This is a genomic window from Leifsonia sp. McL0607 (assembly GCF_049993355.1).
In the GTDB taxonomy this organism is placed as follows: domain Bacteria; phylum Actinomycetota; class Actinomycetes; order Actinomycetales; family Microbacteriaceae; genus Leifsonia.
The window spans coordinates 1-15,195 of record NZ_CP188253.1 but is presented as its reverse complement, the minus strand read 5'-3'; the positions used below and the strand labels follow the sequence as shown (position 1 = coordinate 15,195).

Sequence of the window (15,195 nt, the reverse complement as noted above, 5' to 3'; positions counted from 1 at the left end):
GCCCTCCCCAAGACGGCGACCGAGGGGCACTGCGTGGGTGGCGGGCGCGGGCAGGAGCGGCTAGAAGCGGCTAGAAGCCGGCGAAGTTGACCGTGACCGTGGAGCCCTTGGGCGCCTGCGTGCCGGCGGCCGGAGACACTTTGGAGACCACGAAGGCTCCGGGGAGCAGATCCGCCGCCGCACTGTACTTGAGTTGGAAACCGGCGTCCTGCAGCGCCTTCTTCGCCTTGTCCCACGTCTGCCCGACGACGTCGGGCACCGGAACCGGCTCCGGGCCCTTGGACGTCTCGAATGCCAGCGTGTCGCCCGGGCGCACCGGACCATCGTGCTGAGGCTGCGCCGAGATGACGTCGCCCTTGCCCACCGTGTCGCTGTAGCTCTGCGGGCCGGCGGTGGCCTCGAGGCCGACCTTCTGTAGCGCCGCCGTGGCCGAGCTCACCGACATGCCGGCGACGTCGGGGACGGGCCCGACGGACACGACGAGGTTCACCGCCGCCGCTTCGAAGTACGAGCCGCCCCCGGAGATGTCGCTGCCGTCGGAGGCGCGCGTCGCCGAGATGACGGTGTTCGCCGGCACCTTGCCGTCGAACTGCTTGGCCGTGTCGCCCACCTTGGCGCCGACGCCGGTGATCGCCGACGTGGCGGCGTCGAGACTCTGCCCGGCCAGCGCCGGGATCGTGACGGGCTTGGGGCCTTGCGAGATCCGCAGCGTGACGGTGCTGCCGCGCGCTGCGGCCGCGCCCGCCTTCGGATCGGTGCTCGACACGTGACCCGCAGGCACCGTGACGCTGTACTCCTGCGCCTGGGCCGTCTTGAACCCGAGGTCCGTGAGCGCGGCGGTCGCAGCGGCCGGAGCCTGCGAGACGACGTTCGGCACCGTCACCAGCGATCCCGGCCCCGAGCCGAAGTACCAGCCTGTGCCTCCAGCGACCGCCGCGAGCACCAGCACGAGCGCGAACAGCCACCAGCCCTTGCCGCGCCGGCGACGGGCGGCCGCGGTCAGCGTGTCCGTCGCGGTGGGCGTCGTCGAGGCCACCTGCTGGCGGATGGCCGGGTTGATGATTTGGGTGTCGCCGTCGTTCGCGGCGAACGCCGGGGGCAGCACCATGGTCGGCTGCATCACCGCGTCGCCGCGGATGGACTTCTCGGCCTCCATCAGACGGTCGAGCATCTCGCGGGCGTCGGCGGGCCGCCGGTCGGGGTCTTTCTCGGTGGCCCAGAGCACGAGCTCGTCGAGCTCGGGCGGGACGGCCGGGTTGACACTGCTCGGAGCGGGCACCGGATCGTTGGCGTGCTGGTAAGCGATCTGCATCGGCTGCTCGCCGTGGAACGGCTGTGTGCCGGTGAGCATCTCGTACATCATGATGCCGAGCGCATAGATGTCGCTGCGCGCGTCGGCCACACCGCGGGTGACGAGTTCGGGAGACAGGTAGGCGATCGTGCCGAGGAGCGCCTGGCCGGTCGCAGTGTTCGCACTCGCAGCGCGCGCCAGGCCGAAGTCGCCGATCTTGATTCGGCCGTCGTCGGCCAGCAGCACGTTCTCGGGCTTGAGGTCACGGTGGACGATGCCGGCCTTGTGGGCGGCCCCGAGGCCGCTGAGCACGGCCTCCATGATGTCGATGGTCTGCTCGGGGGTGAGCTTGCCGTAGTCCTTGAGCAGGTCGCGCAGCGTGATGCCGGGGAGGTACTCCATCACCAGGTATGCCATGTCGGAGTCCTGGCCCTGGTCGAAGACATTGACCACGTTGGGGTGCGCCAGCCGTGCTGCGGAGCGGGCCTCCTGGACGAAGCGGCTCTTGAAGGTGTTGTCGTCGGCGAGGTGGCCGTGCATGATCTTGATCGCGACCCGGCGCTCGAGGCGCAGATCGGTGGCGAGGTAGACGGTGGCCATGCCGCCGCGGGCGATCCGCGAGCGCACCTGATAGCGGCCGTCGATGAGACGTCCGATCATCGGGTCGGTCTGGCTCGTGGTCACGGATCGAGTCTAGGGAACAGCGGGTGCGTGAACCCTGCAAAACACCGGTGTGCTGCGGGGCCGTGACCCTGCTGTGACCTTCGGGTCAACCGAGCTGAGCGAGCCATGCGCGCGCCGAGGTCTCCCACTTCGCATACGCGGTGGGGAATGCCGAGAGCTGAACGGTTTGGGCGGCCTGGGTGACGCTCATCGCCGACCAGTTCGGGATGTCGAGGAGCCCGCGCGTCCGGCCCTTGTTGGGGTTGTTCGCGCCTCCGTAGAACGCGAGCGTCGCCCGGGTCGGATCGAGCACCTGGTCGGGCGTGCCCCAGCCGGTGCTCGGCCGCTGCTGGAACAGTCCGAGCGAGTCGCGGTCGCCGTAGCGGACGTTCCGCAGGCCGGACTCCTGGGCGGCCGCCGCGAGAGCGACGACGATGCCCTGTGCAGGCACACCCTGCTGCCTCCCGATGCGGATGATCAGGGAGGCGTTGGCCCGCATCTCGTCGGTGAGGGCCACGACCTGTCCCGGCTGGACGGTCGGAGCGGGCGCGGGTGCCGGCGCGGTGACGACGGGGGCCGGGGCGACGACCGGCGTCGGCCTGTTGACCGCAGCGGTGGTGACGCCCGGGATGGCGATGCGCTGACCGGGGTAGATGACGCTCGAACTGCTGAGCCCGTTGGCGCTGAGGACGGCCGCCGTGCGCAGGCCGAACTTGGCCGCGATGCCGCTGATCGTGTCTCCGCGCACGACCGTGTACGTGGTCGCAGATGGCGCGGGCGCATGCGCTGGCGCCGGGACCGGCGCCGGTGTAGCCGCCCCGCCGAGGGCCAGCACCTGGCCGGGGAAGATCAGGCTCTTCCAGCTGAGCCCGTTGAGTGCGAGCACGGCTGCCGTCGAGAGCCCGAAGCGGGCGGCGATCGTCGAGACGGTGTCGCCGCTCTGCACGCGGTAGGTCGCCGGCGCTGCCGCAGCGTCGGTTTGCGCGGGGGAGGTCGAAGCAGCGGCCTGGCCGAGCGATCCTCGGATCGTGTCGACACCGCGGACGGTGTCGTGAGGACTCGTCGCGTCGCTCTTCTCCGGCGCGCGCTCGCGTTCGGCGTCGGCCGCCGCATGAGCGGGGGTGAGCAGGTTGAGCGTGACGGCGATGGAGCCGACCACGGCGATCGGGACGGTGCCCAGCATGCCGTGGGCGCGGCCGTGTGGCCGCGGCTTACGCTTCGTGCTCTCGATCGCAGACATGGTCGACCCCTCCGTGAGTGACAAAGCCGACCCCCACGCTGACACACCTTGAGTAAGGAGTCAACCAGTGAGGCGGATGTGAAAACAGTTAACACGACCGTAACATTCGCTTCGACTCGTGCTCGTCGCGCGGTCGTGGCAGGCTTGTTCTTGTGAACGAGCAGGTCCTGGCCACCGAGTGGCTCACCATCCCCGACCTCGTGGAGCAGCTGGGACTCGGTGTCAGCCGGGTGCGCCGGCTCATCGAGGACCGTCACCTCGCGGCGAAGCGCATCGACGGCGTCGTCAAAGTCCCCGCCGTCTTCCTTCGCGACGGCGAGCCCCTCAGCGAACTCCGCGGCACGCTCATCGTGCTCTCCGATAACGGCTTCCACGACGAGGAGGCCGTCGACTGGCTGCTGTCCGACGACGAGAGTCTCGGCACTACGCCGATCGGTGCGCTGCGCGCAGGCCGCAAGGCCGAGGTGCGGAGGGTCGCGCAGGCCCTGGCCTGACCGCCTTCAGACGGCGCCGTCCGCACCGCCTCAGTACGAGCGTCGCGTGACCGTGACCGCGAGGTCGCGGAGCTGCGCACGGGCACCCGTGCCCAGCTGTGCGCCGTCGAGGGCCTCGATCGCGCGCTCGACGTTGTCGGCGATCATCCTCTCGACCTTCTCGACGGCGCCAGACTCCCGGATGGTCATCTGCAGCGTCTCTATCTGTTGGGGAGTCAGGTCGGGGTCGCCGAGCAGTTCGTCGAGCGTCGCGCGTGCCCCGGCAGGCACGGCCTGTCGGGTGAGGGCGATCAGGACCGTGCGCTTGCCCTCGCGCAGATCGTCGCCGCTCGGTTTGCCGGTGACCTCCGCATCGCCGAAGACGCCGAGGAGGTCGTCGCGCAGCTGGTATGCGATGCCGAGCGGGAGTCCGAACCGGCGGAGGGCATCGAGCTGCCCGACGGTCGCGCCCGCGAGGCCGGCGCCGATCAGGAGGGGTGACTCGATGGAGTATTTGGCCGACTTGTAGACGATCACGCGTTCGGCGCGGGCGAGCTGATCCGCGTCGGGTCTGCCCGCCCAGCCGATCTCCTCGAAGATGTCGAGGTACTGGCCGGCGGTGACGTCCAGGCGCATCCGGTTGAACTCCGTGCGGGCCGAACGGCGGGCCGAGGCGCTCACCGTCTGGGTGAGGCCTTCATCGAAGAGCTCGTCGCTCAGGATGAGGAGGTAGTCGCCCAGCAGCGTCGCGGCGCCCGTTCCGAACGAGGCGCCGGACCCCTGCCAGCCCTCCTGCTCGTGCAGGTGCTCGAAGCGCCGGTGAGCCGACGGCTTTCCGCGGCGCGTGTCGGAGTTGTCGATGAGGTCGTCGTGCACCAGAGCGGCGGCATGGAACAGCTCGAGCGCCGCGGCGACGGAGACGACGGCGTCCAGGGGGCCGCCGGCCGTCACCGAGCCGTCGTCGGACTCGTCTCCCATCGTGCGGACCGCCTGCCAGCCCCAAAAGCAGAAGAGGGCGCGGAAGCGCTTGCCGCCGCTGAGAAAATCCCTCGAAAAAGCCGCGATCGGGGCGAGTTCGTCGGCGATGGAGACGAGAATGGATTCACGGGCATCGAAGAATCCATCGATTCTTGACTGGATGAGGTCGACGAATCGAATGCTTTCGGACACACGTATAGCCTAGTCAGAGTCGTGCGGCTACAATCGGCCACACAACGCCTAGAACCCGCAAGAAAGAGGGGGATCCGGATGCCGCTTTCAGAACATGAGCAGCGCCTCCTCGAAGAGATGGAACGCAGCCTCTATCAGAACGACGCGGATTTCGTCGCGAAAGTCGGAGGCAAGCGGGCGCGACCCGCCTACCGCTCGATCGTCCTCGGCGTGCTCCTCGCCGTCGTCGGTATCGCCGTGCTGGTGATCGGCGTCTTCGTGCAGCTGCCGATCGTCGGAATCCTCGGCTTCGTGGTGATGTTCGCCGGCGTCCTGCTGGCCATCGCCCCGGGCAAACGCGTCGCGATCGATCCCGATTCCGCAGCCGGCAAGGCGGGCAAGCCGACACGCGGGCAGCCCGGTTTCATGGACCGTATGAACGACCGCTGGGACAAGCGGCAGGACGGGCAGGGCTAGACCCTCCGCCGAGAAACCAGCAACTCAGTGGGGCCGATCTTCGGATCGGCCCTTTTTCGCGCGCCCAGCGCTCCCCTTCCGCGTCCTCGTGTGCTCCATTTCCCTCCACTGGGTTTTGCCGCGTATTGACGGGGTTTAACGCGCCTAAACCGGGAAAAATCTCGATGGTGCTGAATTTGTGGATGAGAGTGGAGTAAAGTGGAGGCACACCGCAACCGTGGCCGGGAGAGTGGGGGTGGTACCGATGTTCCTCGGCACCTATGCCCCGAAACTGGACGAGAAGGGGCGCATCATCCTGCCGGCCAAGTTCCGGGATGAGCTCGCGTCCGGCCTCGTCCTGACCCGCGGTCAGGAGCACTGCATCTACGTCTTCTCGCAGCGGGAGTTCGAGTCCCTCCACGAGAAGATCCGGCAGGCGCCGGTGACCAGTAAGCAGGCCAGGGACTATCTGCGCGTCTTCCTGTCGGGGGCGAGCGCGGAGGTGCCCGACAAGCAGAACCGGGTCAGCATCCCGACTCCGTTGCGGTCGTATGCGGGTCTCGACAGAGACCTGGTCGTGATCGGCGCGGGCAGCCGCGCCGAGATCTGGGACGCGCGCGGCTGGGAGACCTACCTCGCCGAGCAGGAGGCAGCATTCGCGAATACAGAGGAGGAGGTGATCCCGGGACTGTTCTAGCGCCTGGCGCCGGACTCCCAGCCATACGCCCTGACACCACTTCCCCGGTGGCAGGTCGGAATGGATGGGGATCCGGATCCAGGGGCCGATCCTCCCGGGTGCGGACATGACGGACGAGATCCACACCCCCGTACTGCTGGAACGCTGCATCGAGCTCCTCGGCCCCGCCCTGGCGAAGCCTGGCGCGGTCTTCGTCGACGCCACGCTCGGCATGGGAGGCCACTCGGCCGGTGTCCTGGAGCGCTTCCCCGACGCGGTGCTCGTCGGCCTCGACCGCGATCCGGAGGCCCTCGCCATCGCAGGCGCCCGCCTGGAGCGGTTCGGCGACCGCGTCCACCTGGTGCACACGGTCTACGACGGCATCCGCGACGCCCTCGACGGGCTCGGCATCGACTGGATCGACGGCGTGCTCTTCGACCTCGGCGTGTCGTCGCTGCAGCTCGACCGCGTCGAGCGCGGCTTCTCCTACTCGAAGGACGCGCCGCTCGACATGCGGATGGACGGCACGAGCGAGCTGACGGCCGAGGTCGTTCTCGCGACGTACTCCGAGGCCGATCTGCGCCGCATCTTCCGCGACTACGGCGAAGAGAAGTTGGCCGCGCGCTACGCGCGGCGCATCGTCGAGGAACGGGAGTCGACGCCGATCGTGCGCTCGGGCCAGCTGGTGGAGATCCTCCAGAAGGCGACTCCGGTCGCCGTGCAGCGTCAGGGTCACCCGGCCAAGCGCGTGTTCCAGGCGCTGCGCATCGAGGTGAACCAGGAGCTGGCGGTGCTGGAGCGCGCCATCCCCGCCGCGATCGACGCGCTGGCGGTGGGCGGCCGCATCGTCGTGGAGTCCTACCAGTCGCTGGAGGACCGCATCGTCAAGCGCGAGCTCCAGACCAGATCGCGCTCCAGCGCACCTGTGGGGCTCCCCGTCGAACTGCCGGAGCACCGGCCCGAACTGAAGCTCCTGATCCGCGGAGCGGAACTGGCCGACGACGACGAGAAGGCCCGAAATCCGAGGGCGACACCCGTTCGCCTGCGCGCGGCCGAACGAGTGAGGAGGGGCTCGTGAGCAGCAACCATCTGGGGGCGGGCGTCCGGCGGCGTCCGACGATGACCTGGCACGCCCCGGCGTCCACCGCTGCGACCGCGACCACGCTGGAGGAGCCGGCGCTCGAGCGGCCGCAGCGGCCGGAACGCGAGCGCCGCACGCACCTCGAGGTCGTCTCCACCCGCAGTCAGCGGAGGGCCCGCCCCCGCACGCTCTACGCGATCACGGCGATATCGGCCCTGCTCGTCATCGTGGTGGCGCAGCTGCTCCTGAGCATCGGCGTGTCGCAGGGGGCATACCAGCTGAGCTCCCTGCAGACCAAGCAGACGGAGCTGCAGCGCAGCTATCAGGCCGCCTCCGAAGATCTCAACCGGCTGACGTCGCCGCAGAACCTGGCGGCCAATGCGAACGCGCTCGGCATGGTCAGCAACAGCAACCCCGCCTACCTGCGGCTCTCCGACGGTGCGGTCCTCGGCGCGCCGGTCGCGGCGAACGGGGCCGCCGGCACCGTGACGGGAGGCCAGGGAAACCTGGTGCCGAACTCGCAGCTGAACGGCGTCCCGCTGGTGGCGGGCCCGGGTGCGGCCGGCCCGGGTGCGGCCGGTCAGGCCCAGGCCGCGCAGAGGCAGACAACTCAAGCTGGGAGTTCCGCAAGCACGGGAGCGGCGTCCACGACTCCCGCGAAGCCGTCCGTACCGTTGCAGGGAGCGTTGCCGACACCGGTGACGCACTGAAACGGACACTGACACGGACAGCGGACGGGACGGGCCCTCCATGCTCAACAGGAAGATGCTGCGGCGGCGGACGGCGCTGACCGTCGTGGCCGGCGCGGCGTTCGTCGCCATCCTCGGAGGCAAGCTCGTCGACATCCAGGTGGTCCGTGCGGACGACCTGCAACGGGCGTCGGTGAACGCCAAGGAGGACTCGACGGTCCTGTACGGCAACCGCGGCGACATCGTCGACGCGAGCGGCAAGGTCCTGGCGACGACGATCTACACCTATACGGCGCAGGCTTCGCCGTCGGACGCGATCGCGGGTGGCCGCGACAAGATGGTGGAGGCCGCGGCGAAGATCGGCGCCATCACCGGTCAGGGCGGCGATGCGGTCGTGAAGATGTTCGACGACGCGCTCAAGGAGAACGCCAAGTCGAAGTACGTCCTGATCAAGTCCGGCATGGACGTGACCGTCTTCGACAAGCTCGCCAAACTCCCGTACCCGTGGCTCACCTTCAGCAAGGCCCAGGCGCGCAGCTATCCGAACGGAGCGGTGGCCGGCAACCTGATCGGCTATGTCTCGCAGGCGGGCAACGGCGGTCTGGAGGACAGCGAGAACGGCTGCCTCGCGGGCGAGAACGGCGTCGAGACCTACCAGCGCGGCGCCGACGGCGTCGCCATCCCCGGCAGCACGGTCGTGCAGCAGAAGGCCAAGGACGGCGGCACTCTGGAACTCACCATCGACAGCGACCTCCAGTGGTTCGCCGAGCAGACCCTCGCCCAGCAGGTGGCCGCGACCGGCTCGAAGTTCGGCTACGTGACGGTGGCGGATGCCAAGACCGGCAAGGTCAAGGCGATCGCGCAGTGGCCCGCCCTCGACCCGAACAACATCGACGCGACCGATCCGTCGTTCTGGAGGCTCCAGACCCTGACCGACCCGCGCGAGCCGGGATCGACGTTCAAGGCGCTCACGGCCGCCATGCTCATCGACCAGGGCAAGGCGGACCCCACCAGCCAGGTGCTCGCACCCTATGCGTGGAAGTCCGGCAATGGCGCGGACCTCCACGACTCGGGATACCACAACCCGCTGCGGCTCACTCTGACCGGCGTGCTGATGATGTCGTCCAACACCGGCATGTCCCAGCTCGGCCAGCGGCTGAGCGATCAGACCCGCTACGACTACCTCAAGAAGTTCGGGATCGGCGAGCACACCGGGCTTCCGTATCCCAACGAGTCCTCCGGTCAGCTGAACCCGGTCAAGGACTGGGACGACCAGACCAAGTACGCGACCATGTTCGGCCAGGGCGTGTCGGCGACCCAGCTGCAGATGGTGAGCGCGTACCAGGCGCTCGCCAACGGCGGCACCCGCATCCCGTTGACGTTGGTCGAGGGATGCAAGCAGGCGGATGGCACGGTGACCGACGTTCCGAAGCCCACGCCGGTGAGCGTCGTCTCGGCCGACGCCGCCCACACGACGCTCAGCATGATGGAGTCGGTGACCACCAAGGGCGAGCTCGCGAAGCAGCTGCAGATCCCCGGCTACCGCGTCGCGGCGAAGACCGGAACGGCTCAGCAGTCGGACGGCAAGGGCGGCTATCTGCCGTCGTTCTACGTCTCCGTCATGGGTGTCGCGCCGGTGGACGACCCCCAGTACGTCGTTTCGGTCAACCTCGGGTTCCCGACTACCATTACTTCGTCGGCAGCCGCCGCTCCGCTGTTCCACACGATCATGAGCCAGGTGCTGAAGACCTACCGGGTGAAGCCCTCGACGTCGAGCCCGGCCGACTACCCGCCGTATTACTAAACACGGTCTTCGAAGCAATGCCCGTCTATTGAAAGTGAGCCCCGTGACAGGACCGGCGCCCTCCTCTTTGCGCCCCGAGCATCCCGTCGCCCGCCCGCTCGCCCAGCTGGTCGCGGAGTTCGGGCTGGACGTGCGAGGTGATCTCGACGCCGTCGAGGTCACCGGCGCCGCCCTCGCGAGCTCGGCGGTCGAGCCTGGCGACCTCTACGTCGGGGTGCCGGGCAAGAACGCGCACGGCGCGAGCTTCGCCGCAGCCGCGGCCGAGGCGGGGGCCGTCGCGGTCCTCACGGACGAGGCCGGTGCACAGTTCGCCGCCGACTCCGGCCTCCCGGTCATCGTCACGCCCGAACCGCGCGCTGCCCTCGGCGCCGTCGCCGCCTGGATCTACCGCACCGACGAGAACGCGGCGACCCTGTTCGGCGTCACCGGCACGAACGGCAAGACCAGCGTCGTCTACCTGCTCTACGCGATCCTCGGCCAGCTCGGCGTCGTCGCCGGGCTGTCGTCCACGGCAGAGCGCCGCATCGGCGAGCACGCGATCACGAGTAAGCTCACCACGCCGGAGGCCAGCGAGCTGCACGCCCTGCTGGCGCGCATGCGCGAAGAGGGCGTCCGCGCCGTCGCGCTCGAGGTCTCCGCTCAGGCGTTGAGTCGCCACCGCGTCGACGGCATCGAGTTCGACGTCGTCGGCTTCACCAACCTCAGCCACGACCATCTCGACGACTACCCGGCGATGGACGACTACTTCGCCGCCAAGCTCGAGCTGTTTCAGCCCGACCGCGCACGCCGCGGGGTCGTCACCGTCGACTCCGAGTGGGGCCGGGCACTCGTCGAGCAGTCGCGCATCCCGGTGTCAACGCTCGCCGGCGTGCCGGGCGTCGATGCCGACTGGAGGCTCACGATCCTCGAGGAGACGCTCGCGGAGACCGTTTTCGAGTTGGCCGGCCCCGACGGGAGGCGTCTCGAGACCCGGGTGCCCCTGCTCGGGGCCTACAACGCCGCCAACGCGGCTCTTGCGATCGTGATGCTCGTGGAGTCCGGCTACGACCTCGACGCCATCGGCGCCGCCCTGGATCGCGACGGCGGCATCGACGCGTACGTGCCCGGCCGCACCGAGCGGCTCTCGGGCGAGCGGGGGCCGGTCGTCTTCATCGACTACGGGCACACGCCCGACGCTTTCCGGGCGCTCCTCGGCGCGCTGCGCCGGGTCGCCGAGGGCCGGATCGTCATGGTCTTCGGCGCCGACGGAGACCGCGACACCACCAAGCGCGCCGACATGGGCGCGATCGCCGCGCGCGGCGCCGACGCGGTCGTCATCACCGACTTCCACTCGCGCTCGGAGGACCCGGCCGCTATCCGCGCCGCCCTCCTCGATGGTGCGCGTGCCGCCGTGCCCGACGCCGAGCTCTACGAGGTGGCGGATCCGCGTGCCGCGTTCCGCGCCGCGCTCGCGCTCGCGGGCGAAGGCGACGTCGTGCTGTACGCGGGCCCCGGTCACGAGGACTACCAGGAGGTCGCCGGCCAGCGCCTCCCGTACTCGGCCCGCGACGACGCACGGCTGGCGCTGCGAGAGGCCGGGTGGCTGTAGTGATCGCCCTCACCCTCGCCGAGGTCGCCGCCGCGACCCGCGGCACCCTGCTGCTCGACGGCACGACCGCCACACCCGAGACGGTGGTCGACGGCCACTCGACCACCGACTCGCGGGAGGTCGTGCCCGGCACGATCTTCTTCGCCAAGCCGGGAGAGGTGACCGACGGCCACCTCTTCGCTCCGCAGGCCGTCGAGGCTGGTGCGTCGCTCCTCGTCGTGGACCGCGCGCTGGACCTCCCGGTGCCGCAGCTGCTCGTGCCCGACACCGTGGTCGCCCTCGGCGACCTCGCCACGGAAGTCATCGCGCGGGTGCGCGCGCTCGGCACGCTGAAGATCGTCGGCGTCACCGGCTCCAACGGCAAGACGACCACCAAGAACCTGCTGCGAGCGATCCTCGAGCAGCTCGGCCCGACCATCGCCCCTCGAGCGTCGTTCAACAACGAGGTCGGCGCCCCCATCACGATGCTCGAGGTCACCGAGGAGACGCAATACCTCGTCGCAGAAATGGGTGCGAGCGGCATCGGCGAGATCGCCCGCCTGGTGCGCATGGCGCGTCCCGACATCGGGATCGTCCTCAAGGTCGGACTGGCGCACGCCGGCGAGTTCGGCGGCATCGAGAAGACGCTCGCGGCCAAGACCGAGATGGTCAGCGACCTGCTGGAGTCCGACGTCGCGGTGCTCAACCTCGACGACCCGCGCGTCGCCTCGATGGCAGACAAGACCGCAGCGCGCGTGCTGTGGTTCGGTCTCGACGACCGCGCGGCCGTCCGCGCGACCGACGTCCGGTCGACGGCCCGCGGCACGGCGTTCACGCTGCATCTGCCGCCGGCCGACGGGGGAGAGGGCGCAGGCGAGTCCCGCCCGGTGCAGTTCCGGGTCCTCGGCGAGCACCACGTGATGAACGCCCTGGCGGCGGCCGCCGCCGCACACACCCTCGGCGTCGCCATCGACACGATCGTCGCTGGGCTCGAGACGGTCCAGCGCGCCGAGCGCTGGCGCATGGAGGTGCTGGGCGGCGCCCGCGGTGTCACCGTCATCAACGACGCGTACAACGCGAGCCCCGACTCCATGGCTGCGGCCATCAAGACACTGGCGCAGATCACCGAGCCGGGGGAGCGGACCGTCGCCGTCCTCGGCGAGATGAGCGAGCTGGGCGAGTTCTCCGGCGAGGAGCACGACCGCATCGGTCTGCTCGCCGTCCGTCTCGGGATCGATCAGCTCGTGATCGTCGGACCGTCCGCCCGCCGCATGCACATCACCGCCATCAACGAGGGATCGTGGGACGGCGAGTCGCTGTTCTTCGAGACCCAGGACGCGGCGTTCGACCATCTGTCCTCGACGCTGCGCGCCGGTGACACCGTGCTCGTCAAGTCGTCCAACTCCGTGGGGCTACGGTTCCTCGGCGATCGACTGGGAGACTTCTTCTCGTGAGAGCCCTTCTGACCTCCGGCGCGCTGTCGATGGCGTTCACGCTGTTCCTCACTCCGCTGTTCATCCGGCTCTTCCGCCGCCTCCAATGGGGACAGTTCATCCGCGACGACGGTCCGCAGAGCCACCACGCCAAGCGCGGCACGGCGACGATGGGCGGCATCGTCGTCATCCTGGGAACGCTGTTCGGCTACTTCACGGCGCTCCTGCTCACCGGCGATGAGACCAGCGTCTCCGCCCTTCTCGTCCTGTTCCTGATGGTGGGTCTGGGTGTCGTAGGCTTCGTCGACGACTTCCTCAAGACCCGCAGGGAGCGCAGCCTCGGCCTCACCGGCTGGGCGAAGGTCGCCGGCCAGGTGGTCGTGGCCACGGTGTGGGCGTTCCTCGCCGTCAGGTTCCCCGACGAGCGCGGGTACACGCCGGCGACCATGAGCGTCTCGTTCATCCGCGACCTGCCCATCGACTTCGGCTCGATCACGAAGTTCGGGGTGATCGGCGTCCTGGTCGGCTACGGGCTCTACTTGATCTGGATCAACTTCATCGTCGCGGCGACCTCCAACGGGGTAAACGTCACCGACGGCCTCGACGGTCTCGCCTCCGGCGCGAGCATCCTGGCGATCGGCGCCTACATAATCATCGGGTTCTGGCAGTCCATCCAGTCGTGCGCCAGCCCCAACCTGAACCCCGAGAACATCGCCAAGTGCTACGACGTGCGCGATCCGTTCGACCTCGCGATCGTCGCGACGGCGATCGTCGGAGCGGTGGTCGGCTTCCTCTGGTGGAACACCTCGCCGGCGCAGATCTTCCTCGGAGACACCGGTTCACTCGCCCTCGGTGGCGCGGTCGCGGCGCTCGCGATCCTCAGCCGCACCGAGCTCCTGCTCGTCCTCATCGGCGGCCTGTTCGTCATCGAGGCCGGGTCGGTGATCGTCCAGCGCGCCTACTTCAAGCTCACGCACGGCAGACGCATCTTCCTGATGAGTCCCATCCATCATCATTTCGAGTTGAAAGGCTGGGCGGAGATCACGGTCGTCGTGCGCTTCTGGATCATCGGCGGCCTCCTCGTCGCCGCGGGCGTCGGCTCGTTCTACCTCGAGTGGCTCGCGACATGACGTCGGCGAGCGAACGCCTCACGGCCCTCACCAGCTGGCATCACGACTGGCGCGGCTTGCGGGTCGCCGTCTTCGGTCTCGGCGTCACGGGCTTCTCGGTGGCCGACACCCTTGCCGAGCTCGGGGCAGACGTCCTCGTGGTGGCGTCGCGCGCCGACGCCGAGCGCGCGATGCTGTTGGAGGTCATCGGCGCCGAGTTGCTCGAGCAGCCCGACCTGAGCGCGCCTCCCGCGCGGCTGATCGAGTTCGCACCCGAGCTCGTTGTCGTCTCTCCGGGATTCCACTGGGATCACCCGCTCCTGCTCTGGGCCGAGCGGGAGGGTGTCGCGGTCTGGGGCGACATCGAACTCGCCTGGCGCCTGCGCGACAAGGTCACCGGGCCGGACGGCAGCCCGGCCGACTGGATCTGCGTCACGGGCACCAACGGCAAGACGACCACGGTGCAGCTGACGGCCACGATGCTGCTCGCCGGAGGCTCCCGTGTCGCCCCGTGCGGCAACATCGGCGTGCCGGTGCTCGACGCCATCCGCGACCCGCAGGGCTTCGACGTGCTCGTCGTCGAGTTGTCCAGCTACCAGCTGCACTGGGTGAACCGCAATCGCGGCGGCGAGCTCTCGCCGCATTCCGCGGCCTGCCTGAACATCGCGGACGACCACCTCGACTGGCACGGCTCCCTCGAGGCCTACGTCGCCGCGAAGGCGAAGGTCTACGACAACGCCCAGGTCGCGTGCGTCTACAACCGCGCGGATCTCACGACGCTGCGCATGGTCGAGGAGGCGGAGGTCGTCGAGGGCGCCCGCGCCATCGGCTTCGGCCTCGACGTGCCTGGTCTGAGCGACTTCGGCATCGTCGACGGCATCCTGTGCGACCGCGCCTTCCTCGAAGACCGGCGCAACAGCGCCATCGAGCTCACCACGCTCGACGAGCTGGCGGAGGCCGGATTGGCCGCGCCGCACGTCGTGGCGAACATCCTCGCCGCCAGCGCGCTCGCGCGCTCCTACGGGGTCGAGCCGCAGGTCATCCGCGATGTGCTCACGGCGTTCCGGCTCGATGCCCACCGCATCGAGCTGGTGCGCGTGGAGGCGGGCGTCAACTGGGTGGACGACTCCAAGGCCACCAACCCGCACGCGGCGGACGCGTCGCTGCGTGCTGACGAGCGCCCAGCCTGCCGCGTCGCCGCGGGTGAGCTGCACGATGCCGAACGGCAGCACCGCCCACGCAGAGACACCCGCGATCACGGCAGCCACGATCAGCAAGCGGGACCGCGCCTTGCGGCGGATGACCCGGTCGAACTCCTGCATGTGCGCGCTCATGGCGACCTCCCCCAGCACCAGGACGAACCTGTTTCCCGGAGCCTAACGCAGGGACTCGCAGCCGTCAGCCTCCCGCGCACGGCGGCAGCGCATCCACGCGCTCGCCGATGACGGCCGCGGGGTCGCGCCGAGGCCCACGCCGTCTACCAAGAACGAGCCGTTGCGCAGCACCAGCCGCATCGCGTCGCCATAGCGGTTCGCCAGTTCCTCGCGAAGTGCGACGACCGTCG

At 69.3% G+C, this 15,195-nt stretch carries 13 protein-coding genes; 10 read left to right on the top strand and 3 right to left on the bottom strand.

The annotated features are described in order from the left end of the window. Positions 1-70: 70 nt before the first annotated feature. Both pknB and ACPPVW_RS00060 read right to left on the bottom strand, forming a co-directional pair. Positions 71-1,975 carry a Stk1 family PASTA domain-containing Ser/Thr kinase gene (pknB, locus tag ACPPVW_RS00065; protein ID WP_426624399.1) on the bottom strand — a complete coding sequence of 635 codons (1,905 nt, stop codon included), beginning with the start codon at positions 1,973-1,975 and terminating at the stop codon, positions 71-73. A gap of 85 nt (positions 1,976-2,060) precedes the next feature. Next, a complete protein-coding gene (locus ACPPVW_RS00060; RefSeq protein WP_426626338.1) occupies positions 2,061-3,137 on the bottom strand; it encodes a LysM peptidoglycan-binding domain-containing protein in 1,077 nt (358 codons plus the stop codon). Positions 3,138-3,346: 209 nt separating this feature from the next. Between ACPPVW_RS00060 and ACPPVW_RS00055 the strand changes: the two genes are divergently transcribed. Then, a complete protein-coding gene (locus tag ACPPVW_RS00055) occupies positions 3,347-3,688 on the top strand; it encodes an Rv2175c family DNA-binding protein (protein ID WP_426624398.1) in 342 nt (113 codons plus the stop codon). A gap of 30 nt (positions 3,689-3,718) precedes the next feature. On the opposite strand, the gene ACPPVW_RS00050 is transcribed toward ACPPVW_RS00055, so the two are convergent. Continuing rightward, entirely contained in the window at positions 3,719-4,837 is a 1,119-nt protein-coding gene (locus tag ACPPVW_RS00050; protein ID WP_426624397.1) for a polyprenyl synthetase family protein, read from the bottom strand. Positions 4,838-4,915: 78 nt separating this feature from the next. On the opposite strand from ACPPVW_RS00050, the gene ACPPVW_RS00045 reads away from it, so the two are divergent. The 9 genes from ACPPVW_RS00045 (at position 4,916) to murD (ending at position 15,076) form a co-directional block, all read left to right on the top strand. Then, on the top strand, positions 4,916-5,293 hold the full coding sequence (locus ACPPVW_RS00045; protein WP_426624396.1) for a DUF3040 domain-containing protein: 378 nt from the start codon (positions 4,916-4,918) through the stop codon (positions 5,291-5,293). 244 nt (positions 5,294-5,537) lie between these two features. Beyond that, on the top strand, positions 5,538-5,969 hold the full coding sequence (mraZ, locus tag ACPPVW_RS00040; RefSeq protein WP_426624395.1) for a division/cell wall cluster transcriptional repressor MraZ: 432 nt from the start codon (positions 5,538-5,540) through the stop codon (positions 5,967-5,969). Between the two features lie 106 nt (positions 5,970-6,075). After that, positions 6,076-7,026: a 16S rRNA (cytosine(1402)-N(4))-methyltransferase RsmH gene (gene rsmH, locus ACPPVW_RS00035; RefSeq protein WP_426626337.1), complete on the top strand. Its 951-nt coding sequence runs from the start codon at positions 6,076-6,078 to the stop codon at positions 7,024-7,026. Continuing rightward, positions 7,023-7,739, top strand: coding sequence for a hypothetical protein (locus tag ACPPVW_RS00030; protein WP_426624394.1), 717 nt, complete (start codon positions 7,023-7,025; stop codon positions 7,737-7,739). Before rsmH ends, ACPPVW_RS00030 begins: the two co-directional genes overlap by 4 nt. 40 nt (positions 7,740-7,779) lie before the next feature. Next, positions 7,780-9,522 (top strand): peptidoglycan D,D-transpeptidase FtsI family protein, encoded by a 1,743-nt coding sequence (locus ACPPVW_RS00025; protein ID WP_426624393.1) that lies wholly within the window; start codon positions 7,780-7,782, stop codon positions 9,520-9,522. A gap of 43 nt (positions 9,523-9,565) precedes the next feature. After that, complete coding sequence (locus tag ACPPVW_RS00020) at positions 9,566-11,110, top strand: Mur ligase family protein (RefSeq protein ID WP_426624392.1); 1,545 nt, start codon at positions 9,566-9,568, stop codon at positions 11,108-11,110. After that, on the top strand, positions 11,110-12,543 hold the full coding sequence (locus ACPPVW_RS00015; protein ID WP_426624391.1) for a UDP-N-acetylmuramoyl-tripeptide--D-alanyl-D-alanine ligase: 1,434 nt from the start codon (positions 11,110-11,112) through the stop codon (positions 12,541-12,543). Before ACPPVW_RS00020 ends, ACPPVW_RS00015 begins: the two co-directional genes overlap by 1 nt. Then, the gene (mraY, locus tag ACPPVW_RS00010) at positions 12,540-13,652 is read left to right on the top strand and encodes a phospho-N-acetylmuramoyl-pentapeptide-transferase (protein WP_426624390.1); all 1,113 of its coding nucleotides are present in this window, start codon (positions 12,540-12,542) and stop codon (positions 13,650-13,652) included. Before ACPPVW_RS00015 ends, mraY begins: the two co-directional genes overlap by 4 nt. After that, complete coding sequence (gene murD, locus ACPPVW_RS00005) at positions 13,649-15,076, top strand: UDP-N-acetylmuramoyl-L-alanine--D-glutamate ligase (protein ID WP_426624542.1); 1,428 nt, start codon at positions 13,649-13,651, stop codon at positions 15,074-15,076. The genes mraY and murD overlap by 4 nt, the downstream gene beginning before the upstream one ends. Positions 15,077-15,195 lie beyond the last annotated feature (119 nt).